We start from the raw sequence: 24,579 nt of genomic DNA, 5'->3' as shown, positions 1-24,579 counted from the left end.
CCGCGCCTCACCGGCGCGGCTGCCTGTCCAACATCGCCGGCCACACGCTGCGCAGGTGATGCTGCAGTCCGGTATCGAGCGTAGCGGGCCATTCGGGCCAGATGCGACCAAACGCGCCAAAGGGCCGCCTTTCGCGCTACCGTGTCTGTGCCACGACAGGGGATGCACATGGCCGCAGCACAGCACCTCGCAGACATCCACGGTACTCCTGGCGTGTTGCGCATCGGCCTGTTCTTCGATGGCACCCGCAACAATGCGCACAACCTGGCGCGCGGCAGAGCACAGCCGGTGCAACCCCGTCCCGCTTTGCTGCGCGCAGACGATGATTCGACCTACCAGAGCCGGCTGACCAGCAGCTACGACAACGGCACCACCAACATCGCGCGCCTGCACCGGCTGTACCCGGACAGCCGCCGCGCGCCGCTGGCCCAACCCTCGCTGGCGATCTACGTGGAAGGCGTCGGCACCCGCGACGATGCCGAGGATGACCTGATCGGCCTGGCCTTCGGCATCGGCGCCAGCGGCGTGCGGGCCAAGGTGCAGCGCGCGCTGCAGGAACTGCTGACGGGCGCACTTTCGGCCCTGGCGGCGCATTGGCAGCAGCCGCTGCAGTCGGTGCAGGTCGACCTGTTTGGCTACTCACGTGGCGCGGCCGCCGCGCGCGACCTGGCCAACCAGCTGCGCGGCTGGGATGCCGGCCAGTGGCGCCTGCGCCTGCAGGGTGCCGGCCTGCGCTGCAGCGACGACTTCGCCTTGCCGCGCCCGGCGCTGCGCTTCATCGGCCTGTTCGACACGGTCGTGGCGGTCAGCGGCCGACGTGCCGACGAACAGCCGCGCATTGCATTGCCCCCCGGGATTGCCGAGCGCGTGGTGCAGCTGAGCGCGCGCGATGAGCACCGCCAGCACTACGCCTTGACCACCGTGGCCCCGTCGCACGAGGAAATCGCGCTGCCAGGCGTGCATGCCAACATCGGCGGTGGTTACGACCAGCGCGAGGAAGGCCCGAAGCTGCTGGGCAGGCCACGCCGCCAACCTCTTCGCCGTGCGCCGGTGGATGATTACCAGACACCTGCACTGGCCATGCTGCAGGCCACGACGGTCTACGCCGAAGCGCAGGCTGATGCCGAACGCTGGCGCCAGCAGCTCGGGGCAACCGAACAGGAAGTGTGGGTGGATGTGTGGCACCAGTGGCAGCAGCAGCGTCGGGCCGGCAGCCGCAGCGTGGTGATGGCGCCGGTGCTGCATGTGACCGCGGCGGTGGTGTTGCGGCGGCGCATCGACTGGCGTTACCAGTTGATCGCGCTGCAGGTGATGCAACAGCACGCCGCGCAGGCCGGGGTGCAGTGGAGCGCCGACGCCGCACAGGTGGAAGGCTGGGAACTGCCCGCGGCGCTGCAGCCGATCGCCCGCAGGCTGCTGGCCGGGCAAGCCTTGACCCCCACCCAGGAAGCACTGCTGCGCCGTCGTTACCTGATGCAGTCGGCACACTGGAATTTTGATGCACTGGGCGATACCGCGCTCACGTATGCCGCTGATGCAGGGGTAAGCGAGCTGCCATACCGCCCCGGGCCGGGCCTGTTCTACATCAACCGGCCGACGGTGGACGGGCGGCGGGTGGTGTTGCCCAACGCGTGAGGCGCATCCACGCATGGCGTGGATCTACTGCGCCAACCCGCTTCTGGTAGGTGCCAAGCTTGCTGGGCACAGCGCATCAACGCGCGGCCATCCACGCAGGGCGTGGATAACCCCTGCAACGCGGCTCAGCCGGCCTGTTCCACCAGGTTGGCCAGCTCATCCTCATCGAAGCCGGCCAGCAGCCGCGCTTCCAGGTTGAACGGCCCGTGCAGGTAACCACCGGCATACTCGTGCAGCAGTTCCTTGAAGCGCGCACGCGGCTCGATGCCAGCGCGGTCGCAATACCAGCGGTACCAGCGCGAACCGGCCGCCACGTGGGCCACTTCCTCGCGCAGGATCACCTCCAGCACATCGGCCGTTGCACCGTCGCCGACATTGCGCAGCTTTTCGATCATGCCCGGGGTGACATCCAGGCCACGCGCTTCCAGTACGCGCGGCACCAGGGCCATGCGTGCCAGGCCGTCATGCGCGGTCTTTTCGCACATTTCCCACAACCCGTTGTGCGCGGGGAAATCAGCATAGTCGTGGCCATGCGCCAACAGGCGCTCGCGCAGCAGCAGGAAATGACGCGACTCGTCGTCGGCGCAGCTCACCCAATCGGCATGGAAGGCCGCGGGCAGGCCACGGAAACGGTAGACCGCATCCCAGGCCAGGTCGATGGCGTTCAGTTCGATATGGGCGATGGCGTGGATGAAGGCCGCACGCCCTTCCACGCCGCCCAGGCCACGCCGTGGCACTTCGCGCGGATGCACCAGGCGCAGGTGTGCCGGTCGCCCGGGCATGCGGATCGATGCAGGCGGCGCGGCGTCGGCCGGCACCTTCAGGCGACCGGCGCGGAAGGCCGCCGCGTACGCCTGGGTCAGTGCCACCTTGCGCAGCGGATCGGCTTCGGCCAGACACTGCTGCGCAGCGCGCAGCAGGTCACCGTCCATGTCAGGCACGTCACCCACGGCCTGCGCCTCAGGCGCGGCGCTTGTGCTTGGCATCGTCCGAACGCAACTGCTGGATGCGCTCGAAATAGCCCGGCTCGATACCGGTGGGGTAATGCCCGTTGAAGCACGACGAATCGAAGTTCTGCAGTGCGGCGTTACCTTCGCGCACCGCCGCTTCCATGTCTTCGATGTCCTGGTAGATCAGCCAGTCGCAGCCCAGGTGCGCTTCGATCTCTTCCACGCTGCGGTTGTGCGCCACCAGCTCTTCGGCCGCCGGCATGTCGATGCCGTAGATGTTCGGGAAACGTACCGGCGGTGCGGCGCTGGCCAGGTAGACCTTGCGGGCGCCGGCGTCGCGCGCCATCTGCACGATCTGCTGGCTGGTGGTGCCGCGTACGATGGAATCATCCACCAGCAGCACCACGCGGTTGCGGAATTCCAGGTGGATCGGGTTGAGCTTGCGGCGCACCGACTTCACCCGCTCGCCCTGCCCCGGCATGATGAACGTGCGGCCGACATAGCGGTTCTTGATGAAGCCTTCGCGGTACTTCACGCCCAGCACGTTGGAAATTTCCAGCGCGGCGTCGCGCGAGGTATCGGGAATCGGAATGATGGTGTCGATGTCGTGGTCCGGGCGCAGGCGCAGGATCTTCTCGCCCAGCTTGATGCCCATGCGCATGCGCGCCTTGTGCACCGACACGTTGTCGATCATCGAATCGGGACGGGCGAAGTACACGTACTCGAAGATGCACGGGGTGTGTTCGGCCGGCTCGGCGCAGATTTCCGAGAACAGTTCGCCGCGCGCGGTGATCACCAGCGCTTCGCCGGGCTGCACGTCGCGCACGCGCTGGAAGCCGAGGATGTCCAGCGCCGCCGATTCGGAGGCCACGATGTATTCATCGCCTTCGGCGTGGCTGCGCTTGCCCAGCACCAGCGGACGGATGCCATGCGGATCGCGGAAGGCGACCAGGCCCAGGCCCAGCACCACGCTGACCACCGCATAGCCACCCTTGCAGCGGCGGTGTACGCCGGCCACGGCGCGGATCGCCGCTTCCGGGCTCAGCTGGCGCTGCTGCTCCAGTTCGTAGGCGAACACGTTCAGCAGCACTTCGCTGTCCGAATCGGTGTTGACGTTGCGGCGGTCCTGTTCGAACACCTGCTGGCGCAGCGCCTCGGTGTTGATCAGGTTGCCGTTGTGGGCCAGGGCGATGCCGTAGGGCGAATTGACGTAGAACGGCTGTGCCTCGTCCATGCCTTCCGAGCCGGCGGTCGGGTAGCGCACGTGGGCGATGCCGACGCTGCCTTCCAGGGTGGACATGGTGCGCGCGTCGAACACGTCGCGCACCAGCCCGGTGGCCTTCTGCACCCGCAGGCGGCTGCCGCTGGCGGTGGCGATGCCTGCCGCGTCCTGGCCACGGTGCTGGAGGACGGTCAAGCCGTCATACAACTGCCCGGCGACGTTCTGGTTGCCGACGATTCCGACGATGCCACACATGGTGCGAGGTCTCCGCTGGGCAGTGCCCAGTTACAAGGAAGGTGGCCGTGCCTGGCCTTTAGTGGTCGCCGCGCCTGCGGTCGACGTTGGCCGGATCGTCCGGCTCGATGTTGCCCGGCAGTGCAGGGGCATCCGGGCGCACTTCGGCCGGATCGTATGCTTCGCCCTGTTCCGCTTTCGCGGGCCGCAGCCATCCGCTGCCCGCCACTACCTGGTTGAGGATGCCATTATCGCCTGTCGCGCCCGGCTTGCCCAAATCGGCGCCAGCGCTCTTGCCCAGTTCCATCAACGCAGATGGGGACATAGCGTCCATCGGCAAGGCCTTGGGCAGCAGGTCGGCGCCGGGCACCTGCCAGTGCGGCAGCTTGCTGTTCATCCAGGCCACGGCCGGGTTCAGCACCGGGCGGATGGCCGAGGCATGCCACGACCGTTCGCCGGCCAGCGGGGTGAAGCTGCCCAGCAGCAGCAGGATGGCGGCGATCAGACCGCCACGCACCGCGCCCAGGACCCCGCCCAGCAGGCGGTCCAGGCTGCCCAGCATGTTGCGGTGGACGATGTGCTTGATGACCATGCCGATCACGGCCACCACGATCATCACGCCGATGCCGACGCCCAGGTAGCCGCCGACGAAATGTTCGCCGCCGGGTGCGGCCGGCGCGGCCCACCAGCGCGCGGCATCATTGCCGAAGGCGAAGGCCGCCCAGGCGGCGACCAGCCACGACACCGTGCCGATGACGATGCTGACGAAGCCGCGCAGCAACCCCAACAGGGTGGAGGCGGCGATCACGATCAGCAGCACCACGTCGATCATGGCGCCCCGCTCCTTCGGCGGCGCTGGCAACGGGGCTGCCGACAGGTCATGGGTGCGGGCGCACCATGCCGGCCACGCCGACCTTGGCGGCCACCTGGGCCTTCAGCTGGTCAGCGTCGGCGCGGTTGGCCACCGGCCCCACGCGCACCCGGTGCAGGGTCCCCTTGTCGGTACGCACCTGTTCAACGAAAGCGCTGAAACCGGCTGCACGCACCTTGTCGCGCAGGGCGTTGGCATCGCTGGCCTGGCCGAAGGCGCCCAGCTGCACGGCGAAGCCGACGCTGCTGGCCGCCGGCGCGGCGGGCGTTGCCGGCGCTGGCTTGGCCGCCGCCGTGCCCTCCGGCTTGGGCTGCGGCTTCGGGGTTTCAGGTTTCGGCGCTTCCGGCTTGGGGGCCGGCTTGGGCGCTTCCGGCTTCGGCGCGGCGGCCACCGGGGCGGCTGGCAGGGCTTCGCTGCGCACCGGGTTGGTCGTGGCGGCCGGCGACGGCGCGGCGACCGGAGTGCTGGCGCTGGGCGCGGCCGGACTGGCAGCGACGGCCGCAGCCGGTGCTGCGTCCAACGTGATCACCTCGGCCTTCACGTCAGCACGCACCTTCACCGCCTGCAGGCGGGCCGCCTCGGCCTGGGCGCGGTCGGCATACGGCCCCACGCGCACCCGCCACGCAGCGCGGCCGTTGATGGTGGTGGTATCCGAGAAGCCCGGCAGCTGCGAGCGCTTCAGGTAGGCGATCACCGCATCGGCGTCGGCCTGGCTGGCGTAGGCGCCAAACGTGACGGCGTAGTTGCCGGCAGCCACTGCCGGCGAGGTGTCCACGGTCGGCGGCGCTGCAGGCGCGGCCGCTTCGTCCAGGGGGCGGGCCTGGCCACTCTGCAGACCGGTGGCGCCGCCTGCCGGGGCAACCAACGGCAGTTCACGGGTTTCAAACTGGCCATCGCCCGGCGCGTCAGGCGCGGTGATCGGCACATTGGCCACACCGCTGTCCGGGGCCGGCCCCTTGACCAGCATCGGCAGGAAGATCACGGCCAAGGCCACCAGGACGATGGCGCCAATCAAACGCTGTTTCAGGGGTGTATCCACGTGAGGCAGGCGACAGGCGGAAGTTGGGTCGATTATACGGGTGCTGGGCGAAACGGCGTCGGCGGCGGCTGAACGCGGGTCAGGCCGAGGCCTGCAGCCACGCCAGCGCCTGTGCCGCGGTGTGGAACGAACCGAAGACCAGCACGCGATCGCCACGCTGCGCCTGCGCCAGCACCTGCTGCAGGGCCTGCTCGACGTTGTCGGCCAGGGTGGCCGCTGCCGCGGCGGTCTCGGCCAGACGCGCCTGCAGCTGCTGCGCGCTCTGCCCGCGGGCACCGTCCAGGCCGGCCAGGGTCCACTGCGCGACCACGTCCTGCAGCGCGTTCACCACGCTCACCGCGTCTTTGTCCTGCAGCGCGGCGTACACCGCCAGGGTGCGGCCGGGCACCACTTCGGCGTTCAGCGCACGCGCCAGCTGCGCCGCAGCCTGCGGGTTGTGGCCCACATCCACGCGGATCTGCACGCCATCGCGCTCGAAGGCCTGCAGGCGGCCGGCAATGCGCGCGGCGGCAACGCCCTCGGCCCACGCCGCACGCGGCACCGGCTTGTCCAGCGCGCGCAGCGCAGCGATGGCCGCACCGGCATTGGCCAGCTGGATCGGACCGGCCAGGGCCGGAGTCGGCAGTTCCAGCCGGGTACCGACATCGCGCCAGCGCCAGCGCTGCGCGTCGATCGGTTCATAGAAGTAATCGCTGCCACCGCGGATCGCATTGGCGCCCAGCAGATAGGCCCGGGCCAGCACGCTGGACGGCGGATCGGTCTCGCCCAGGATCACCGGCTTCCAGCCGCGGATGATGCCGGCCTTCTCGGCACCGATCGCTTCGCGGTCCTCGCCCAGCCATTCGGCATGGTCGATATCCACGGTGGTGATCACCGATACATCGGCGTCAACGATGTTCACTGCATCCAGGCGACCGCCCAGCCCCACTTCCAGCACGGCCAGGTCCAGCCCGGCCGCCGCGAACAGGTGCAGCGCGGCCAGCGTGCCGTACTCGAAATAGGTCAGCGTGGTCTGCCCGCGTGCCGCTTCCACCGCGTTGAACGCCGCCACCAGCGCGGCATCGTCCACGTCCTGGCCATCGATGCGCACGCGCTCGTTGTAGCGCAGCAGATGCGGCGAGGTGTAGGCGCCGACCTTCCAGCCGGCGGCCCGGGCGATGGCTTCGATGAAGGCGACGGTGGAACCCTTGCCGTTGGTGCCACCGACCACGATGGTGCGCCCGGCCGGTGCGCCCAGGCCCATCGCTGCGGCCACGGTGCGCACGCGCTCCAGGCTCATGTCGATGCTCGCCGGGTGCTGGCGTTCAATGTAGTCCAGCCAATCGGCCAGGGTGGTCGGGGTGTTCGTCACGGCAAGGGTTCCAGCAGCAGCAGGTGGTTCGTTGGAAGGGTTTACAGCGCGCGGTGCTTGGCTTCGCCGAAGAACGGCGTGTGGTGGGCGCAATCGTTCAGGCGCACCACTTCCAGGCTGTCCAAATCGGCGCCTTCGAGCAGGTTCAGGGTGGTCGGCGCCTGGCGGAAGGTCCACAGGCGGGAGATCGGCAGGCCCAGCACCTTGCACAGGATCACCCGGTTGACCGCGTCGTGGGCGACTACCAGCAGGGTGTCGTGCTCGCCAAGGCCTTCAGCGGCACGGGCCAGACCACGCCAGCTGCGCTCCAGCACCAGGCGCAGCGATTCGCCGCCGGGCATCAGCACGGTATCGGGTTCCTCGCGCCAGGCCTTCAGGCGCGACGGGTCTTTTTCGTTGATCTCGCTGGCCAGCAGGCCTTCCCACTCACCGTGGGCGATTTCCTGCAGTTCCGGTTCGGTCTGCAGCATGCCGGCGCGGTCGGCACCGAGGGCGAGCTGGGCGGTCAGCTGGGCGCGCGACAGCGGCGAGGCCACCGCACGGGTGATGTCCACCGAAGCGAGACGGGCGCCCAAAGCCTGGGCCTGGGCTTCGCCGATGGGCGAAAGCGGGATGTCGATCTGGCCCTGGTAGCGGCCTTCGGCGTTCCACGGCGTTTCGCCGTGACGGGCAAGCAGGATGCGCATGCGAACAAGGGGTCCTGGGGGGAGGAGGTTTCCGCGTTTCGTTCACATCCTGTGAAGTGCGCGGAACAGGGATGATACCTGTTCGGCGCGCCAGGCCGGGCCGCGCATGAAAAAACCCCGCGACGTCAGTCGCGGGGTTCTGGTGTCTCCCGGCCATTCCCGCTGAGCATGAACCGTTTTCAATGCCGAGCGGGAGGTTCCGCGCGCATTGCAATGCGCTCATTGCAATGGCGCCCACAGGTCATGGGGCGCGGCTCGGCGCTACAACCGGCGGTCCCCGCTTGCGCGAGGACGGCGGATCTTACTTCGCCAGGTTCAGTTCCTTCAGCAGCTGCGGCGCCGGCGCCACTTCCTGCATGATCCACTGCATGTAGCGGCTGTCCACGGCGATCATGCGGGTCATCACCGGGTCGAACACCCAGTTGGAGCTGACCGATTCCCAGTTGCCGTCGAAGGCCAGGCCGACCAGCTTGCCGTGCGCGTCAAGCACCGGCGAGCCGGAGTTGCCACCGGTGATGTCCAGGTTGGACAGGAAGTTCACCGGCACCGAACCGATGCGCTTGTCTTCCAGGCCGCCGTAACGCTTGGCCTTGACCGCATCGAGCAGCGCCTTCGGCGAATCGAACGGGTCTTCGCCGGTTTCCTTGGCGGCCACGCCTTCCAGGGTAGTGAACGGGGTGTACTGCACGCCGTCCTTGCCGTAGCCCATCACGTTGCCGAAGGTGATGCGCAGCGACAGGTTGGCATCGGGATAGACGAACTCGCCCTGGCTCTTCTTGTAGTCGGCCACGGCCTGCAGGTACAGCGGACGGGCAGTCAGCGATTCGCCTTCGCGGATCTTCTTCTGCTCTTCCTGCTTCAGCAGCGCCGGCATCACTGCCACGGCGTACTGGATGGCCGGATCGGTGCTGGCTTCAAAGGCGGCGCGGTCGGCGTTGAACCACTTCAGGCGCGCGTCCAGGCTGCCCAGCTCGGTGCCCGACAGCTTGCCGACCATCGACTTCACGGCGGCCTCGTCGCTGCCGCCCAGCCACGTGTTCAGCACTTCGTTGTCACGCTGCGCGGCCGGCAGGGCCACGTACTGATCCAGCCAGTAGGTCTGCAGCTGCTGGTCCATCTTCGCCACGTAGCGGCGGTCCATCTGCTTCAGGCCACCTTCGATGGTGGTCAGGTCACGCTGCTGGAAACCCGCTTCGCGCTCGGCGTCCGGCTTGCTGCGCTCGATCGACAGGCGGTACAGGGTGATGGCCGCGCCCACCGCGGAAGTGTTGTTGAACTGGCCCACGAACAGATCGCGTTCACGGGTGGCCTTGCTGGTGGCCAGGTGCTGGACCAGCTGCGCGTGCGCGGCCAGGGCCGGCTTGCCGGCGGCGCCCTGCTTCTTCAGCCACGCCAGCACGGCCGCTTCTTCGGCCTGCTTCTGGCCGGCGGCGTCGATGCGCTTGAAGCCTTCCAGCTGGCCCTGGTAGTTCTTGGCCACGTTGTTCATGCTGGCCGCGGTGGCGGCGTACTTCACCTTCACGTCCGGGTCGGCCTTGCCGGCCTCGTCGATCATCTTCAGCACCGCGTTGTAGTGGCGGGCGATGGTCGGGTAGGTGAAGCTGGCGGTTTCGTTGAACTCACCGGCCAGCGCGTAGCGGTTGGTGCGGCCCGGGTAGCCGGCCACCATCACGAAGTCATCGGCGCCCAGCGGCTGGTCGGCGAACTTCAGGAAGTGCTTGGGCTGGTAGGGCACGTTGTCGGCCGAGAACGCCGCCGGCTTGCCGTCCTTGCCCACATAGGCGCGGTAGAACGAGAAATCGCCGGTGTGGCGCGGCCACATCCAGTTGTCGATGTCACCACCGAATTTGCCGACGCTGCCCGGGGGCGCGTAGACCAGGCGCACGTCCTTGATTTCCATGTTGCGGAACAGGCGGTAGGTGTTCCCGCCGCTGAACGAGTACAGGCGGCAGCGGAAGCCGGCATCGGCTTCGCAGGCAGCGACCTGGGCCTTGTCGAAGGCATCCAGGGCGCGGCTGCGGGCCAGTGGATCCTTGCCGGCGGCGGCAATGGCGGCCTTGGCCTGGGCGGTGACGTCGGTGATCTGGTCAAGCACGAACACGCGCGCGTTCGGGCCGGCGCTCAGTTCGTCCTTCTGGGTCGGCGCATTGAAGCCGTCCTTGATCAGGTTCTTCTGCGCGGTCGAATTGAGCTGGATGGCGCCATAGGCGCAGTGGTGGTTGGTGACCACCAGGCCCTGCGGGGAGACGAAGCTGGCGGTGCAGCCGCCCAGCGCCACCACCGCGCCCATCGGGTCGCCGGTCAGGTCGGCCAGCTGTTCAGGCGACAGCTTCAGGCCGGCCTTCTGCAGCGGGCCGGCGATTTCCGGCAGCTGCTGCGGCACCCACATGCCTTCGGCGGCATGGGCGACCTGGACCAGCCCAAGGCTGGCAACGATGGAGAAAGCAAGCAGGTTCGAGCGCATCGAGCAGCCCCTGATGATGGAATCGCCGAGTGTAGCCCAGCCCCCTGCCCCGCCCGATGCCCGGAAGTCATGGGCCAACCCGGCTGTCCGCCGGGCATGGCCCGGCGCTACCGCGGGTGCTGCACACCCGCAGCGCAACATGGGAATTGCGCCCAGCGCTCTATAATCCGCGTTTTCCCCCTGACGAGTTCCACCCGATGGCGCAGCAAACGATGAAGGCCCTGGTCAAGCGCGAAGCCGCCAAGGGCATCTGGCTGGAAGAGGTTCCGGTTCCGACCCCGGGCCCGAACGAGGTGCTGATCAAGCTGGAAAAGACCGCCATCTGCGGCACCGACCTGCATATCTACCTGTGGGACGAGTGGAGCCAGCGCACCATCAAGCCGGGCCTGACCATCGGCCATGAATTCGTTGGCCGCATCGCAGCGCTGGGCTCGGCCGTGACCGGCTATGAAATCGGCCAGCGCGTGTCGGCCGAAGGCCACATCGTCTGCGGCCACTGCCGCAACTGCCGCGGCGGGCGCCCGCACCTGTGCCCGAACACCGTCGGCATCGGCGTGAACGTCAACGGCGCCTTCGCCGAATACATGGTGATGCCGGCCGCCAACCTGTGGCCGATCCCCGACCAGATCCCGTCCGAGCTGGCCGCCTTCTTCGACCCGTACGGCAATGCCGCGCACTGCGCGCTGGAGTTCGACGTCATCGGTGAAGACGTGCTGATCACCGGCGCAGGCCCGATCGGCATCATCGCCGCCGGCATCTGCAAGCACATCGGCGCGCGCAACGTGGTGGTGACCGACGTCAACGACTTCCGCCTGAAGCTGGCGGCCGACATGGGTGCCACCCGCGTGGTCAACGTCGCCAACCAGTCGCTGAAGGACGTGATGAAGGAACTGCACATGGAGGGCTTCGACGTGGGCCTGGAAATGAGCGGCAACCCGCGCGCCTTCAACGACATGCTCGACTGCATGTACCACGGCGGCAAGATCGCCATGCTGGGCATCATGCCCAAGGGCGCCGGCTGCGACTGGGACAAGATCATCTTCAAGGGCCTGACCGTGCAGGGCATCTACGGCCGCAAGATGTACGAGACCTGGTACAAGATGACCCAGCTGGTGCTGTCCGGTTTCCCGCTGGGCAAGGTGATGACCCACCAGCTGCCGATCGACGATTTCCAGAAGGGCTTCGACCTGATGGAAGAAGGCAAGGCCGGCAAGGTCGTCCTCAGCTGGAACTGACCGGCATACGGTAGCGCCGGGCCATGCCCGGCGTTGCTGGCAAGAAAAAGGCGCCCATCGGGCGCCTTTTTCGTAAAGCGTGCCAGGCAAGCCTGGCACCTACCGTAACGCTCGCGGCGTCAGTTGCCGATCGCCACGGTCAGCACGACGCGGTTGTCGGCCAGCTTGCCGTTGTTGTCGCGGCCTGCGCCGTCGGTGCCGTGGTAGGCCACGCCCAGGTTGAACATGCCGAACTGACGGGAAACGCCGACGTTAAAATCGGTGTAATCCTTGCCGTAAGCCGTTTCAAGCGCGGTGCGGCCGACATTGGCGCTCAGCGTGAAGTCCTGCGGCAGGCCCCACTCCCCGCCAACGCCGTAGTACCAGCTCTTGGTATCGGAACCGGACAGGTCGTTGGTGTAGGCCACGGTGAGCTTGTACTGCTCGGCAAACGTGGTGGTGGTGATCAGCTCGTTGTAGTTCAGTTCGCTGGCACCGGGGTAGGTGTAGCGGTTGAGCAGCACGTCGAAGTTGACCTTGTCGCTGACGTCGAAGCCGTAGCCGATCAGGTAGTCCAGCTCGACGCTCGGGTCGCCCGGCCCGAAATCGACACCCGATCCCCACACACCGGCGTAAAGGCCAACCGGGCTGGTGTAGGTGAAGCCGGCCTGCAGGGTGGGATCTTCATCGGTCTGGGAGACGCCACGGAACACGTAGTCGGACACGCCGGTCACGTTCCAGCTGTACGGCGATGCGGCCTCATCCTGGGCACTGGCGGCGAACGGGGCAAGGCAGAGGGCAGCAGCAACGGCGAGGCAGCGGCAGGCGGTCTTCATGGGCATCTCCGGAGGGCGGTGGCGAGGGGAGGCGGGTGGCGCGGCCGGCGCAATCGCTACCGGTTCACGGTTTTTTAACCTGTTTGATATTGCGATGCAACATGTGCCGCCCATGGCGATGGCCCGCTGCGGACGGCTGCCGGCCATCGTTGCCCGGTAGAATCAGCGGTTTCCCGTGCTGAGCCGTGCCCACGCCATGACCGACGCCTCCTCCGCCCTGACCCGCCATTACGCCGACGAACTGGACGCCATCCGCGCCCAGGGCCTGTTCAAGTCCGAGCGGATCATCACCAGCCCGCAGTCGGCCGAGATCACCCTCGACGACGGCCGCACGGTGCTCAACTTCTGCGCCAACAACTACCTGGGCCTGGCCGACCACCCGGACCTGATCCAGGCCGCCAAGGACGCGCTGGATACCCACGGCTTCGGCATGGCCTCGGTGCGCTTCATCTGCGGCACCCAGGACCTGCACAAGCAGTTGGAAAAGCAGATTGCCGAGTTCTTCGGCAAGCAGGACACCATCCTGTACGCGGCCTGCTTCGACGCCAACGGCGGCCTGTTCGAGCCGCTGCTGGGCGAGAACGACGCGATCATTTCCGATGCGCTGAACCATGCATCGATCATCGACGGCGTGCGCCTGTGCAAGGCCAAGCGCTTCCGCTATGCCAACTGCGACATGGCCGATCTGGAAGCGCAGCTGCAGGCCGCCGATGCGGCCGGCTGCAAGACCAAACTGATCACCACCGACGGCGTGTTCTCGATGGACGGTTTCATCGCCCCGCTGGACGAGATCACCGCGCTGGCGAAGAAGTACAACGCGCTGGTGCACATCGACGAATGCCATGCCACCGGCTTCCTCGGCGCCAGCGGTCGCGGCTCGGCCGAAGTGAAGGGCGTGCTGGAGAAGATCGACATCATCACCGGCACCCTGGGCAAGGGCATGGGCGGCGCGCTGGGCGGCTTCACCTGCGCCAGCGCCGAGGTGATCGAACTGCTGCGCCAGCGCTCGCGCCCCTACCTGTTCTCCAACTCGCTGCCGCCGCACGTGGTGGCTGCCGGCATCAAGGCCTTCGAGATGCTGGCCGCCGCCGATGACCTGCGCAGCACGCTGGTGGAAAACACCCGCTACTTCCGCGAGAAGATGGTCGCCGCCGGTTTCGACGTGAAGCCGGGCGTGCACCCGATCAGCCCGGTGATGCTGTACGACGCACCGCTGGCACAGAAGTTCGCCGAGCGCCTGCTGGAAGAAGGCATCTACGCGATCGGCTTCTTTTTCCCGGTGGTGCCCAAGGGCCAGGCGCGCATCCGTACCCAGATCAGCGCGGCACACACCCGCGCGCACCTGGACCGCGCCATCGATGCGTTCACCCGCATCGGCCTGGAACTGGGCGTGATCAAGGGCTGATGATGCACCGGGGTCGGATCCCTTTCCGCAGGAAAGGGCTCTGACCCCACCACCCAGAGCGTGCCGACCAAGGTCGGCACCTACCGGGGGCGCTACGCGCTCGCCGGGCACGGGCCGGCGCTACCGGCGTGACGCGCAACGCGCGTCACTTCTTCTTTTTCTTCTTGTCCTTGGGCTCGTCCTTGCTGGCCACCACCACCGGCTTGGCAGCAGCGTCCTGTCCGTTGCCCTTGGCCACGCGGATGCCGTTGGCCTTCATCCAGGCGTCGAACTGGTCGGCGGTCATCTTCTGGTCGCCATTGCTCATCATGAAGCGGTAGCTGCCACGGCCATCCAGTTCCGGGGTCTTTACCTCCACCACCGGCGCTTCGGCCGGAGGGTCGGCCTTGGCCACTTTCTTGTGGCCGCCGCAGGCGGTCAGCACGGCCAGCGGCAACAGCAGGCCGGCGCAGCGCAGGGTTCGGTTGAGGGTCGGGTACATGGGCACACTCCGTTCAAGCAAATCGAAAACCAGGCGCCCCCTACGCCTGGAACGGTGGCTGGCCGCGGCCAGCCGTGGGCCGGACTTCAGCCCGGTGCAGCGGCCCCCAGCCGCTGCTGGTCGCTGACCTCCAGCACCCGCCACTGGCCCTTGCCGAGATCGCCGAGCACCAGCCCGCCGATCGCGACCCGGACCAGGCGCAGCACCTGCAGGTCGAAGGCCGCCAGCAGGCGACGGATATGGCGGTTGCGGCCCTCTTCGAGCACCACCTCCAGCCACGCGGTCTTGTCGCCGCTGCGCAGCACGCGCACGGCACGGGCGACTAGGAATTCGCCCTCGTCTTCAATGCCGGCCTGCAGCGCCGCCAGCGTGGCGTCGTCCGGCAGACGGTCGGTCTGTACGTGGTAGGTCTTGTCCGGCCCGGTCTGCGGATCGGTCAGGCGTGCGGCCCATTGCGGGTCATTACTGAACAGCAGCAGCCCCTCGCTGGCCTTGTCCAGCCGCCCCACCGGGGCGAGCCACGGCAGGCCTGCCCCATCGAAACAGCGGTAGACGGTGTCACGACCACGCTCATCCTGCGTGGTGGTCACCACGCCGCGCGGCTTGTTGAGCATCAGGTACAGGCGCTGTGGCGCGCCCAGTGGCTGGCCGTCCACTTCAATGGGCGGTGCCGGCTGTGCAATCGGGAATTCGGGGTCACGGACGATGCGCCCAGACACCCGCACGCGGCCTTCGGCGATCCAGCGTGCGGCTTCGGTGCGCGAGCAGACGCCCGCCTTGGACAGCACCCGGGCCAGGCCATGACGCACCCCGGCCGGTGCCGCAGTGGCGCTCGCACGCCCACGCGGTGCGTGGGCGCGGGCGGCGGGGGTGGCAGGCGGGCGGCGCGTACGCAAGCCTCTGCTCCCCGCGCGGCTTACTTCTTCTCGCCCGGCTTGGTTTCAGCCGGTGCGTCGGTGGCGGCCGCCGGCGCTGCAGCCGGGGCCGGGCGCGCCTTGACCACGCGCACGCCGCGCGCCTTCATCCAGGCGTCGAATTCTTCGGCCGTCATGCGCTTGCCATTCTGGCTCATGTCAAAGCGCCACGGCGTGTTGTCGAACTCGGTCTGCGGCTTGTAGGCCGCCGGATCGTTCGGCTTCACCGCCGGCGCGCTAGGAATGGCCTTGGCGATGTTCTGGCAGCCATCGATGCGCAGGCGCTGCAGCACCTGGTCAAGCGACTGCGACGGGTCATAGCTGCTGCCCAGCACACCCGCCGACATGCCCAGCTGGGTGCCGCGGATGTACAGCTCGTCGGCCACCGGCGCGATGGCCGTGGCCGGCAGGGGCAGCGGCGATGCGCTGGTGTTGACCGAGCAATCAACCGCGGCGTGGGCAGCGGGAACCAGGGCCAGCGCCAGAACGGCGGCCGATGCAGTGCGCAGCATGAGGGACATCCACAGAAGGAAGTGACGCGGCGAGTTTAGCAATGCCGCCACAGCTTTCAAGCGGAACCTTCAATGAATACGGCAACTTGTTGGTTTTCTAGAAGAAAAACCGATGGGCGGTCACTCTCGAGCCGGCCCTGCCGGATCCAACCCCATAAACAACAAGACCCGGCCGAAGCCGGGTCCTGCTGTGTCTTACAGGCAGAGCGTCAGAACTTAGTTCTGGACGTTCAGCTCGGTACGACGGTTCTTGGCGCGACCTTCCGGGTTGTCCGAACCATCCGGGTTGGTGTTCGGGGCAATCGGACGGCTCTCGCCGTAGCCGATCGGGCCCTGCAGACGCGAAGCGTCCACGCCGTTCTGGGTCAGGTAGTTGTACACCGCGGTGGCGCGACGCTCGGACAGCTTCTGGTTGTAAGCGTCGGTACCCTTCGAGTCGGTGTGACCGGCCACTTCAACGCGCAGGTCCGGGTAACGCTTCAGGATTTCCGAAGCTTCCGACAGGATGGCCACGGCGTCCGGACGCAGGTTCGACTTGTCGAAGTCGAAGTTCACGCCCTTCAGGTCGATCGAGACCGGCACCGGGCAACCGTCCGGACCGATGGTCTGACCCGGCTGCGAGTTCGGGCACTTGTCGTCGCAGTTGTTGACGCCGTCACCGTCGTCATCCAGGTCGGCGCAGCTCGGGGCAACCGGAGCCGGAGCCGGCGCAGCGGCCACCGGGGCCGGGCCCAGCGGGATCACGACGCCGACCGAAGCCAGCACGTCGCCGAACCAGCTTTCGTCGCGAGCGGCAACGCTCTGGTCGTCGAAATCAGCGCGGTAGGCCACTTCGGCGCGGACAGCAACGCGCTTTTCGAAGGTGGTCTGCAGGCCGACGCCCAGCTTGGCCGACAGGTTGCCGTCCTTGCGGTCAGTCAGCACGCCAGAAGTGTTCAGGTACTCTTCTTCCGACTTCTGGTAGCCCAGGCCACCGACGATGTACGGGTTCCAGCCGCGGCCTTCCTTGATGAAGTGGCGACGCAGGTCGAACGACACGCCGTACTGCGACCAGTTACGGTCCTGGTCGGCGTCGAAGTTCGGGTTCTGGTAGTTCAGCTCACCGTCCAGCGACCAGTTCGGGCTGATGAACTTGCCCAGACCCAGGGTGACGAACGGGGCGTCATTGGTCAGACGGTCGCTGTCCTGGAAGTTGAAGCCAGCCGAACCGGTCAGGTACCAGCGGTCATCGAACTCCTGCGCCGACGCAGCCTGGGCGAAAGCCAGACCGCCCAGCAGCGCGGCAGTAAGGATCTTCTTGTTCATTGAGTACAGCTCCTATTTCGGGGGTATGAAACCGGTAGAGGCATGGGCCAGCACTACTGCGTCGATGTTCAGACAGCCGATTCAGCACGCCACCGCCGCGAACATTATGCTCAGGCGGGTGAAGGTCATGTTAACAGTCCCGTAACATGTGAAGCGTCGTACCCGACCAGCCACCGGTCCGACGTTGAAACCCTATACAGGATCATGAAAATCCGCAATCCCCCCGTGGCACAAGGGTTTGAAGGGCATTAAGGACACAATGTGACAACTGCGGAAAAGGGAAACTCGCGACGATTCAGCGCGCGCCCATCGAGGTGAGGAACCTTATGATGAAGCGACGAACCGAGCGGGAGTCCTGATGAAAGCCGTCGCCCTGTGTCGTGAAACTCTTCCTGCGCTGAACGATGTGAAGCTCCCTCCGCCATTGCCGCCACGCGGGCGCGATCTACTGGTGCGGGTGCAGGCGATTTCGGTCAATCCGGTCGATGCCAAGCAGCGCGCGGCCACGACCGGCGCCATGCTCGATGCGCCCCGCGTGCTCGGCTGGGACGCGGCCGGAGTCGTGGAAGCCATCGGCGAGGAGGCCAGCCTGTTCGCCTCCGGCGACGAGGTATATTACGCCGGCGACGTGACCCGCCCGGGCTGCAACGCGCAGTACCAATGGGTGGATGAGCGGCTGGTGGCACGCAAGCCCAGCACGCTGGACTTCGCCGAGGCCGCCGCCCTGCCGCTGACCACCCTCACCGCCTGGGAGCTGCTGTTCCAGCGCATGCCCCTGCAGCTCGATGGCCGCCGCCACGCCGGGCAACGCCTGCTGGTGATTGGTGGGGCCGGTGGGGTTGGCTCGATGGCGATCCAGCTGGCGCAGCACGCCGGTTTCGAGGTAATTGCGACAGCTTCACGCGAGGCCTCGATCGATTGGTGCCGCCGGATGGGGGCCGCGCAGGTGATCGATCACCGCCAGCCACTGCAACCACAGCTGCAGGCGCTGGGCATCGATCAGGTACAGGTGGCGCTGAATCTGGCCGACACCGACCACTATTGGGACGAACTTGGGCAGATCGTCGCCCCGCAGGGCCATGTCGGCCTGGTTGTCGAGCCGCGGGGGCCGCTGCGCATCGGCGATCCCTACAAGGCCAAGTGCATCGGCATCCACTGGGAATTCATGTTCGCCCGGGCGCGTTTCCAGACCACCGACCAGATCGAGCAGCACCGCATCCTCAACCGTGCAGCCAGCATGATCGACGCCGGCCAGCTGCGCGGCACCCTCAGCGAAACGCTGGGCAGCATCAATGCAGCAAACCTGCAGACTGCCCATGACCGCCTGGCCAGTGGGCGCACCATCGGCAAGCTGGCCCTGGCCGGCTGGGAATGAGGGCCGGGTAGAGTCGAGCCTGCTCGACTGAGGGATACGACAGTCGAGGAAACTCGACGCTACGCCCGCCTGCACCTGCGCCTGTGTGGACGGATTGGCTGGCATCTGTATCTACTGCCTCGCGGAAATCGGAACTAGGGTGGGAACAGTCCCCCACCCGCCGAGCCCACCATGCCCACCGCCCTGCCCCTGCGCCTGCTGCAGTTGATCACCGGCTTGTTCCTGTACGGCTTCGGCGCTGCACTGATGATCCGTGCCGGCATCGGCGTCGCCCCTTGGGATGTACTGTCGCAGGGCATCGCCGCGCAGACCCCGCTGTCGTTCGGCCTGGCCACCAATGCGATCGGCGCGCTGGTGCTGCTGCTGTGGTGGCCGCTGCGGCAGAAACCCGGTGCCGGCACGGTCCTGAATGTCCTGCTGATCGGGCCCTCGGCGCAGGTTGGCCTGTGGCTTCTGCCCGCGGCCACCGGCCTGGTCTGGCAACTCACGCTGTTCGCCAGTGGCCTGCTGCTGGTTGCACTGGCCACCGGCCTGTACATCGGTGCGCGCCTGGGCCCGGGGCCGCGCGACGGCCTGATGACCGGCCTGCACGCGCGTACCGGCTGGCCGATCTGGCAGGTGCGCAGCCTGATCGAGGGCAGCGTGCTGCTGCTGGGCTGGTGGCTGGGCGGCGATGTCGGCCTGGGCACCCTGGCCTTCGCCCTGTTGATCGGGCCGCTGTGCGGCATCACCCTGGGCTGGTTCGGCATCGGTCGGCCACTGCCGGCAGGGAGCGCCGGGCCGCACCCGGCGAGCACCCAGCGCGGCCACGGGTAGCCACGCCACCGGGCATGGCGCGGCGCTGTCGCTGCGCCAGCCCTTGCCCCGGCCGCCGTTTCGCGGCACGCTTCGCGCTTCCGTACGCAAGCGTATCGACATGTCGCCAGCCAACGAAACCGCCTACCCGCACCTGTTCGCCCCGCTGGACCTGGGCTTCACCCAGCTGCGCAACCGGGTCCTGATGGGCTCGATGCACACCGGTCTGGAAGACCGCGCACGTGACTTCCCGCGCCTGGCCGCGTACTTCGCCGAGCGCGCCCAGGGCGGCGTGGGCCTGATCGTCACCGGCGGCTTCGCACCGAACGTGGTGGGCTGGCTGAAGCCCTTCGGCGGCAAGCTGTCCTGGCCGTGGGAAGTACGCCCGCACCGCCAACTCACCGCCGCCGCCCACCAGCACGGCGCGAAGATCTGCCTGCAGCTGCTGCATGCCGGCCGCTATGCCTACCACCCGCTGTCAGTGGCGCCGTCAAAGCTGAAGGCGCCGATCAATCCATTCACCCCGCGCGCGCTGTCGGCCGGCGGCGTGGAGCGCCACATCGCCGACTATGCGCGCAGCGCGAAGCTGGCCCGCGAGGCCGGCTACGACGGCGTGGAAGTGATGGGCTCGGAGGGCTACCTCATCAACGAGTTCATCGCCCCGCGCACCAACACCCGCAGCGACCGCTGGGGCGGTGATGCCAGCCAGCGCATGCGCTTCGCGGTGGAAATCGTGCGCCGCATCCGCGAGGCCTGCGGGCCGGATTTCATCATCATCTACCGCCTGTCGCTGGTGGACCTGGTGGACAACGGCAGCAACTGGCAAGAAATCGTGCAGCAGGCCCAGGCCATCGAGGCCGCCGGCGCGACGATCATCAACTCGGGCATCGGCTGGCACGAAGCGCGCATTCCCACCATCGCCACCTCGGTGCCACGCGCGGCCTTCGCCGGGGTCACCGCCAAGCTGAAGCCGCACGTGAATGTACCGCTGGTGGCGACCAACCGCATCAACATGCCCGACGTCGCCGAACGCATCCTGGCCAGCGGTGGCGCCGACATGGTGTCGCTGGCACGCCCGCTGCTGGCCGACCCCCACTGGGCGAACAAGGCCCGTGCCGGCCGCCCCGAGGCCATCAATACCTGCATCGCCTGCAACCAGGCCTGCCTGGACCACGTGTTCGAGAACACGCTGGCCAGTTGCCTGGTGAACCCCCGCGCCGCGCACGAGACCGAGCTGGTCTATCACCCCACCGCCGCGCCGAAGAAGATCGCCGTGGTCGGTGCCGGGCCTGCCGGGCTGGCCTGTGCAACGGTGGCTGCCGAGCGTGGCCACCAGGTCACCCTGTTCGATGCCGGCGATGAGATCGGCGGCCAGTTCAACGTGGCCAAGCGCATCCCCGGCAAGGAAGAGTTCCACGAGACCCTGCGCTACTTCCGCCACAAGCTGGCGGAAACCGGCGTGCAGCTGCGTCTGGGCACCCGTGCCGATGCCACCGCGCTGGCCGGCTTCGACCACGTGGTGCTGGCCACCGGCATCGTGCCGCGTCGGGTCGATTTCCCCGGTGCCGACCATCCCAAGGTGGTGAACTACCTGGATGTGCTGCTGGGCCGCGTCGAAGTCGGCGCCAGCGCGGCGATCATCGGCGCCGGCGGCATCGGCTTCGACGTAGGCGAATTCCTCAGCCATGCCGGCCCCTCCCCCGCGCTGGATGCGCAGCGCTGGATGGCCGAATGGGGCGTGGACGCCAGCTTCGAGGCGCGCGGCGCGCTGGCCACGCCCGAAGTGGAGGCCTCGCCGCGGCGGCTGTGGCTGCTGCAGCGCAGCCCCGGCAAGCCCGGTGCCCGCTTGGGCAAGACCACAGGCTGGATCCATCGCGCCACGCTGAAGGCCAAGGGCGTGCGCATGCTCGGTGGCGTGGAATACCTGGGCGTGGATGATGCCGGCCTGCGCATCCGCGTGGAGGGCAGCGAACAGCTGCTGCCGGTGGACCATGTGGTGGTCTGCGCCGGCCAGGAACCGCAGCGCGCGCTGCAGGCCGAACTGGCGGCTGCCGGCATTACCGCACAGCTGATCGGTGGTGCCGATGTGGCGGCCGAACTGGACGCAAAACGCGCGATCAACCAGGGCAGCCGCGTGGCCGCTGCGCTCTGATAGGCAGATGAATGGGGGCGCAAGTGTGATTTCCGTCACTGCCCCCGAAGCTGAATGTCAAGCGAACCGATTCAGGAAACGTTCGGCAACAGCCCCCTACCTTGCGCCAACTTTCTGCTCACCAGCCAGTTTCCGGTGAGCCGGTGCGACCCCCTCGATCGGATTGATCGTTTCTTTTGGGGCCGCCCACGGGGCGGCCCCGATGGCCGCCTCCCCATCACGCCAAGTCGTACCCCCGGCCCGTAGCCCCCGCTGCGGGAATCCAGCGGTGCGGCCCATACGGAGCAAGGAGTCATATGAAACTGGCCTGGATTCTCTGGCTGTCGCAGTTGTTGCCGCAGCCGGCGGCTGATTCGCTGTGTTTGAGCACCACCGTTTATCTGGAAGCCCGCGACCAGACCCTGCGCGGCCAGCAGGCCGTCGCCGAAGTGGCCCTGCGCCGCCTCGACAGTGGCCTGTGGGGCGATTCGATGTGCCAGGTGGTCACCGCGCGCAAGCAGTTCGCGCCCACCCTGGTATCGCCCGGTACCCAGCTGGGCAACGACGCTGCCTGGAGTGAAGCCATGAACGTGGCCTTCGACGCCGAGCGCAACTGGGCGCTGCCGGCCGGCGAGCGCCGCGAGATCGTGCCCGGTGCCAGCCACTTCGCCGCGCTGGCCCTTGCCAGCCCCAACTGGCGCAACGCGTACCAGGTGGCCACCATCGGCGATCACACCTTCTATAAGGTGCAGAACCTCAAGCCGCGCCAGTCGTAACGATCTGTTGCCGACGGCAGCGTTGCTGCCACCGCCGCGCCTCTGGGATAGTGGGTGTTTCCATCACGCCCCTCTCTGGAGTTCCCATGAAGCTGTACAGTAAGCCCGGTGCCTGCTCCACCGCCGACCACATCGCCCTGCAGTGGACCGGCCAGCCGTTCGAGGTCGAGCTGCTGAACAAGGACACCCTGAAGGGTCCGGAATTCCTGAAGATCAACCCGGCTGGCGCGGTTCCGGCGCTGGTCGATGGCGACTTCGTGCTGGTGCAGAACGCGGCCATCATGGGCTATATCGCCGACAGCTTCCCGCAGGCCGGCCTGGGCGGCGATGGCAGCCCCCGCCAGCGCGCTGAAGCCGCCCGCTGGCTGTCCTTCGTCAACTCCGATGTGCACCCGGCGTTCTCGCCGCTGTTCGCGCCGGGCAAGTTCATTGCCGACGAAGGCCAGTACGACGCGATCCGCGCCGCCGCCCACAAGCGCCTGCGCGCCCTGTTCGAAACCGCCGACAAGCAGCTGGCCGACAAGCCCTGGCTGGCCGGTTTCCGCAGCTTCGCCGACCCGTACTTCTACATCACCCTGCGCTGGGCCGCCGGCACCAAGGTCGACCTTTCGGGTCTGGACAACCTGGCCGCCTACAAGGCGCGCATGGACGCCGATGCCGGTGTGCAGGCCGTGCTGAAGGCCGAAGGCTTGGCCTGATGCCAGTGCGGGGTCGGATCCGCCTGCGCAGCAGACGGCTCCGACCCCATGGGCTTCACCGCTACGCTCAGCCGATCTCGCGGATCACGTTGCCCTTGCCGTCGCGCAGCTGGGTCGGCACCACCTCGATCTGCAGCGCCCCATCCAGCGGGTACACCCCGCGCTGCGCCGGAACCGTCGCAGCCGCCTGCAGGCCGGCCTCGTCCAGCACCCAGTACGCGCTGTCATCGTCGATCCCGCTGGCAGCCTCTGCCCCGCCCGGGGCGAACGTCCACTGCCGTTCACCGCTGACCAGTTCCAGCGGCTTGCCGTGGCGCAGGCGAAGGCCCAGCAGTTCGGCAACGCTGTGCACCTGGCCCGCGCCGAGTACCAGCGTGGTCACGCCGTCCTGCTGGCGCCAGTGCAGCGTCTCGACGAACAGCATGCCGGTGGTCGACCCTTCACGCTGGCCGCCTTCCTGCACCTGCGCGGCCAGCGCCGGATCATCCAGCAGGTTGCCGCGGTGCAGATCGCTGATCCACAGCGGCATGGCCGGTTCCAGCACCTGCAGCACGCCGCGGGTCGACCAGCGCTTGATCGCTTCCATTTCTTCGTCGGTCAAGCCGACCAGCTGCAGGAACTGCAGGTGGCCGTTGGCGGTCTCGCGCGGTGGCAACTGCGGGTCGGCCACGAAGGCCAAGTGGCACAGGCGGGTATTGGTCTCCAGCGCGATCGGGCCGTTGGCATTCAGATGGTGGCCATCCTCGAACACGTTGCCGCTGCCGAACACATAGCGCGCCAGGTTCTGCAGCAGGTTCATCGGCCACACCGGCGGGGTGCTGCCCGCGCTTTCACCGGCACTGGCAGCCAGGCGGAAGGTCAGCTCGAACCCATAGCCACTGACCTGCGCATCGCTGCTTTCCTTCGCATACAGCTCGGAAAAGCCGTAGGTGACGTAGTGCCAATGCGGTTGCGGCGCATCGGCCCAGTACACGCTGATGCCATCCAGCGGATCCTGGCCGCCCAGCGTATAGGGCAACGCAGTACCGAAGTGCTGCGGCGTCTGCCCGGCGTACAGCGGCGCCAGGGCCGCATTGATCGCATCCCAGCCGGGGGTGTCGGTGTCGTCGATGTCGTCCTGCACGTGGTGCTTCCAGAGTAAGGAGCAGACCACTGTACGCCCTGCCTCAGTCGGGCACGACCCCGGCAACCGTCGCGGCCAGCCGTGCATGGGTCTCCTGCCACCAGCGCTGGGCCAGTGCCGGGCTGCGCGCACTGCCCACCGCCGCAAGCAGTTCCGGGCACAGCCGCTCCAGTGCCAGCGCATCCTTGCAGCGCTCGATCTTCAACTGCAGGAAATAGCCTTTCAGGCCCAAGTGGCGGCGCACCGCCTCGCTCATGGCGTCGTACAGCTGTTGGTAAAGCGCCGGATCCTGTTCGCGCCCGCTGCTGATGCCGCGCGCGGGCACCACGTCTGCCGCGCCGCCAACCACTTCTATCAGCCCCAGCGCGCTGAGCTGCTGCAAGGCATCCGCTGGTGCACGCAGGCCGTCGAACAGCGCCTGCAGTTCCGTGTCGTTGCGTTGCCCGTCGACCATCAGCAGGATCGAGCGCAGCGCCGCCGGCAGGCGCCGGCCGCGGTCTTCGATTTCCTGGCGGCCAGCGGCCGTCTTGCCATGCAGCAATGCCATGCATCCCCCTTGCCT

22 protein-coding genes are annotated in these 24,579 nt (G+C 67.6%); 8 read left to right on the top strand and 14 right to left on the bottom strand.

Translation table 11 applies throughout. The annotated features are described in order from the left end of the window. Nucleotides 1-168 precede the first annotated feature (168 nt). Nucleotides 169-1,635 carry a DUF2235 domain-containing protein gene (locus RTY46_RS04055; RefSeq protein ID WP_312706776.1) on the top strand — a complete coding sequence of 489 codons (1,467 nt, stop codon included), beginning with the start codon at nucleotides 169-171 and terminating at the stop codon, nucleotides 1,633-1,635. Nucleotides 1,636-1,760: 125 nt separating this feature from the next. Here RTY46_RS04055 and RTY46_RS04050 read toward each other — a convergent pair whose 3' ends face one another. From RTY46_RS04050 to RTY46_RS04020, 7 genes are all read right to left on the bottom strand, one after another. Further along, nucleotides 1,761-2,585, bottom strand: coding sequence for a ferritin-like domain-containing protein (locus RTY46_RS04050; protein WP_312706812.1), 825 nt, complete (start codon nucleotides 2,583-2,585; stop codon nucleotides 1,761-1,763). A gap of 10 nt (nucleotides 2,586-2,595) precedes the next feature. Continuing rightward, nucleotides 2,596-4,062, bottom strand: a complete 1,467-nt coding sequence (gene purF / locus RTY46_RS04045) for an amidophosphoribosyltransferase (RefSeq protein ID WP_108752299.1) — start codon at nucleotides 4,060-4,062, stop codon at nucleotides 2,596-2,598. Nucleotides 4,063-4,120: 58 nt separating this feature from the next. Further along, nucleotides 4,121-4,873 carry a CvpA family protein gene (locus RTY46_RS04040; protein ID WP_312706775.1) on the bottom strand — a complete coding sequence of 251 codons (753 nt, stop codon included), beginning with the start codon at nucleotides 4,871-4,873 and terminating at the stop codon, nucleotides 4,121-4,123. A 46-nt stretch (nucleotides 4,874-4,919) separates the two neighbouring features. Next, a complete protein-coding gene (locus RTY46_RS04035; protein WP_312706774.1) occupies nucleotides 4,920-5,951 on the bottom strand; it encodes an SPOR domain-containing protein in 1,032 nt (343 codons plus the stop codon). A 79-nt stretch (nucleotides 5,952-6,030) separates the two neighbouring features. Further along, a complete protein-coding gene (folC, locus tag RTY46_RS04030; RefSeq protein WP_312706772.1) occupies nucleotides 6,031-7,302 on the bottom strand; it encodes a bifunctional tetrahydrofolate synthase/dihydrofolate synthase in 1,272 nt (423 codons plus the stop codon). A 41-nt stretch (nucleotides 7,303-7,343) separates the two neighbouring features. Continuing rightward, nucleotides 7,344-7,988, bottom strand: a complete 645-nt coding sequence (locus tag RTY46_RS04025) for a histidine phosphatase family protein (protein ID WP_312706771.1) — start codon at nucleotides 7,986-7,988, stop codon at nucleotides 7,344-7,346. A 301-nt stretch (nucleotides 7,989-8,289) separates the two neighbouring features. Continuing rightward, the gene (locus tag RTY46_RS04020; RefSeq protein WP_312706769.1) at nucleotides 8,290-10,452 is read right to left on the bottom strand and encodes a S46 family peptidase; all 2,163 of its coding nucleotides are present in this window, start codon (nucleotides 10,450-10,452) and stop codon (nucleotides 8,290-8,292) included. Between the two features lie 212 nt (nucleotides 10,453-10,664). Between RTY46_RS04020 and tdh the strand changes: the two genes are divergently transcribed. After that, nucleotides 10,665-11,687 carry an L-threonine 3-dehydrogenase gene (tdh, locus tag RTY46_RS04015; RefSeq protein ID WP_312706768.1) on the top strand — a complete coding sequence of 341 codons (1,023 nt, stop codon included), beginning with the start codon at nucleotides 10,665-10,667 and terminating at the stop codon, nucleotides 11,685-11,687. A gap of 119 nt (nucleotides 11,688-11,806) precedes the next feature. Here the strand turns inward: tdh and RTY46_RS04010 are convergent, their stop codons facing one another. After that, nucleotides 11,807-12,502 carry a TorF family putative porin gene (locus tag RTY46_RS04010; protein WP_312706765.1) on the bottom strand — a complete coding sequence of 232 codons (696 nt, stop codon included), beginning with the start codon at nucleotides 12,500-12,502 and terminating at the stop codon, nucleotides 11,807-11,809. Nucleotides 12,503-12,698: 196 nt separating this feature from the next. Between RTY46_RS04010 and kbl the strand changes: the two genes are divergently transcribed. Then, on the top strand, nucleotides 12,699-13,907 hold the full coding sequence (gene kbl, locus RTY46_RS04005; protein ID WP_312706764.1) for a glycine C-acetyltransferase: 1,209 nt from the start codon (nucleotides 12,699-12,701) through the stop codon (nucleotides 13,905-13,907). A gap of 145 nt (nucleotides 13,908-14,052) precedes the next feature. Here the strand turns inward: kbl and RTY46_RS04000 are convergent, their stop codons facing one another. The 4 genes from RTY46_RS04000 to RTY46_RS03985 all read right to left on the bottom strand — a co-directional run bounded on the left by RTY46_RS04000 (nucleotide 14,053) and on the right by RTY46_RS03985 (nucleotide 17,119). Then, nucleotides 14,053-14,388 carry a hypothetical protein gene (locus RTY46_RS04000; RefSeq protein WP_312706763.1) on the bottom strand — a complete coding sequence of 112 codons (336 nt, stop codon included), beginning with the start codon at nucleotides 14,386-14,388 and terminating at the stop codon, nucleotides 14,053-14,055. An 86-nt stretch (nucleotides 14,389-14,474) separates the two neighbouring features. After that, nucleotides 14,475-15,284 carry a pseudouridine synthase gene (locus RTY46_RS03995; protein ID WP_312706762.1) on the bottom strand — a complete coding sequence of 270 codons (810 nt, stop codon included), beginning with the start codon at nucleotides 15,282-15,284 and terminating at the stop codon, nucleotides 14,475-14,477. A 20-nt stretch (nucleotides 15,285-15,304) separates the two neighbouring features. After that, on the bottom strand, nucleotides 15,305-15,814 hold the full coding sequence (locus RTY46_RS03990; protein WP_312706760.1) for a hypothetical protein: 510 nt from the start codon (nucleotides 15,812-15,814) through the stop codon (nucleotides 15,305-15,307). 216 nt (nucleotides 15,815-16,030) lie between these two features. Next, nucleotides 16,031-17,119, bottom strand: a complete 1,089-nt coding sequence (locus tag RTY46_RS03985) for an OmpA family protein (protein ID WP_312706759.1) — start codon at nucleotides 17,117-17,119, stop codon at nucleotides 16,031-16,033. Between the two features lie 358 nt (nucleotides 17,120-17,477). Here RTY46_RS03985 and RTY46_RS03980 point away from each other — a divergent pair, with 358 nt between their 5' ends. The 5 genes from RTY46_RS03980 to RTY46_RS03960 all read left to right on the top strand — a co-directional run bounded on the left by RTY46_RS03980 (nucleotide 17,478) and on the right by RTY46_RS03960 (nucleotide 22,894). Further along, a complete protein-coding gene (locus RTY46_RS03980) occupies nucleotides 17,478-18,494 on the top strand; it encodes a zinc-binding alcohol dehydrogenase family protein (protein ID WP_312706758.1) in 1,017 nt (338 codons plus the stop codon). Nucleotides 18,495-18,665: 171 nt separating this feature from the next. Continuing rightward, entirely contained in the window at nucleotides 18,666-19,310 is a 645-nt protein-coding gene (locus RTY46_RS03975; protein WP_312706756.1) for a hypothetical protein, read from the top strand. 100 nt (nucleotides 19,311-19,410) lie between these two features. Continuing rightward, a complete protein-coding gene (locus tag RTY46_RS03970; protein WP_312706755.1) occupies nucleotides 19,411-21,441 on the top strand; it encodes an NADPH-dependent 2,4-dienoyl-CoA reductase in 2,031 nt (676 codons plus the stop codon). Nucleotides 21,442-21,737: 296 nt separating this feature from the next. Further along, nucleotides 21,738-22,196: a cell wall hydrolase gene (locus tag RTY46_RS03965; RefSeq protein ID WP_312706753.1), complete on the top strand. Its 459-nt coding sequence runs from the start codon at nucleotides 21,738-21,740 to the stop codon at nucleotides 22,194-22,196. A gap of 86 nt (nucleotides 22,197-22,282) precedes the next feature. Continuing rightward, nucleotides 22,283-22,894, top strand: coding sequence for a glutathione S-transferase N-terminal domain-containing protein (locus RTY46_RS03960; protein ID WP_312706751.1), 612 nt, complete (start codon nucleotides 22,283-22,285; stop codon nucleotides 22,892-22,894). A gap of 67 nt (nucleotides 22,895-22,961) precedes the next feature. On the opposite strand, the gene RTY46_RS03955 is transcribed toward RTY46_RS03960, so the two are convergent. Both RTY46_RS03955 and RTY46_RS03950 read right to left on the bottom strand, forming a co-directional pair. Then, entirely contained in the window at nucleotides 22,962-24,017 is a 1,056-nt protein-coding gene (locus RTY46_RS03955) for a suppressor of fused domain protein (protein WP_312706749.1), read from the bottom strand. Between the two features lie 43 nt (nucleotides 24,018-24,060). Beyond that, complete coding sequence (locus RTY46_RS03950) at nucleotides 24,061-24,564, bottom strand: hypothetical protein (protein ID WP_312706747.1); 504 nt, start codon at nucleotides 24,562-24,564, stop codon at nucleotides 24,061-24,063. Nucleotides 24,565-24,579: the final 15 nt, after the last annotated feature.

Source organism: Stenotrophomonas sp. (assembly GCF_032056425.1).
GTDB lineage: Bacteria > Pseudomonadota > Gammaproteobacteria > Xanthomonadales > Xanthomonadaceae > Stenotrophomonas.
Note: the sequence above shows the minus strand (reverse complement) of the source record. Positions and strands in the feature narration are given on the sequence as shown.

Coding starts and splice junctions, on each gene's coding strand:
- tdh (WP_312706768.1), top strand. CDS start 10,665: ATGAAGGCCCTGGTCAAGCGCGAAGCCGCCAAGGGCATCTGGCTGGAA.
- RTY46_RS03975 (WP_312706756.1), top strand. CDS start 18,666: ATGCCCACCGCCCTGCCCCTGCGCCTGCTGCAGTTGATCACCGGCTTG.
- RTY46_RS03965 (WP_312706753.1), top strand. CDS start 21,738: ATGAAACTGGCCTGGATTCTCTGGCTGTCGCAGTTGTTGCCGCAGCCG.
- RTY46_RS03990 (WP_312706760.1), bottom strand. CDS start 15,814: ATGCTGCGCACTGCATCGGCCGCCGTTCTGGCGCTGGCCCTGGTTCCC.
- RTY46_RS04055 (WP_312706776.1), top strand. CDS start 169: ATGGCCGCAGCACAGCACCTCGCAGACATCCACGGTACTCCTGGCGTG.
- RTY46_RS03950 (WP_312706747.1), bottom strand. CDS start 24,564: ATGGCATTGCTGCATGGCAAGACGGCCGCTGGCCGCCAGGAAATCGAA.
- RTY46_RS03960 (WP_312706751.1), top strand. CDS start 22,283: ATGAAGCTGTACAGTAAGCCCGGTGCCTGCTCCACCGCCGACCACATC.
- RTY46_RS03970 (WP_312706755.1), top strand. CDS start 19,411: ATGTCGCCAGCCAACGAAACCGCCTACCCGCACCTGTTCGCCCCGCTG.
- RTY46_RS03980 (WP_312706758.1), top strand. CDS start 17,478: ATGAAAGCCGTCGCCCTGTGTCGTGAAACTCTTCCTGCGCTGAACGAT.
- purF (WP_108752299.1), bottom strand. CDS start 4,062: ATGTGTGGCATCGTCGGAATCGTCGGCAACCAGAACGTCGCCGGGCAG.
- RTY46_RS03985 (WP_312706759.1), bottom strand. CDS start 17,119: ATGAACAAGAAGATCCTTACTGCCGCGCTGCTGGGCGGTCTGGCTTTC.
- kbl (WP_312706764.1), top strand. CDS start 12,699: ATGACCGACGCCTCCTCCGCCCTGACCCGCCATTACGCCGACGAACTG.
- RTY46_RS04010 (WP_312706765.1), bottom strand. CDS start 12,502: ATGAAGACCGCCTGCCGCTGCCTCGCCGTTGCTGCTGCCCTCTGCCTT.
- RTY46_RS04025 (WP_312706771.1), bottom strand. CDS start 7,988: ATGCGCATCCTGCTTGCCCGTCACGGCGAAACGCCGTGGAACGCCGAA.
- RTY46_RS04020 (WP_312706769.1), bottom strand. CDS start 10,452: ATGCGCTCGAACCTGCTTGCTTTCTCCATCGTTGCCAGCCTTGGGCTG.
- RTY46_RS04000 (WP_312706763.1), bottom strand. CDS start 14,388: ATGTACCCGACCCTCAACCGAACCCTGCGCTGCGCCGGCCTGCTGTTG.
- RTY46_RS04040 (WP_312706775.1), bottom strand. CDS start 4,873: ATGATCGACGTGGTGCTGCTGATCGTGATCGCCGCCTCCACCCTGTTG.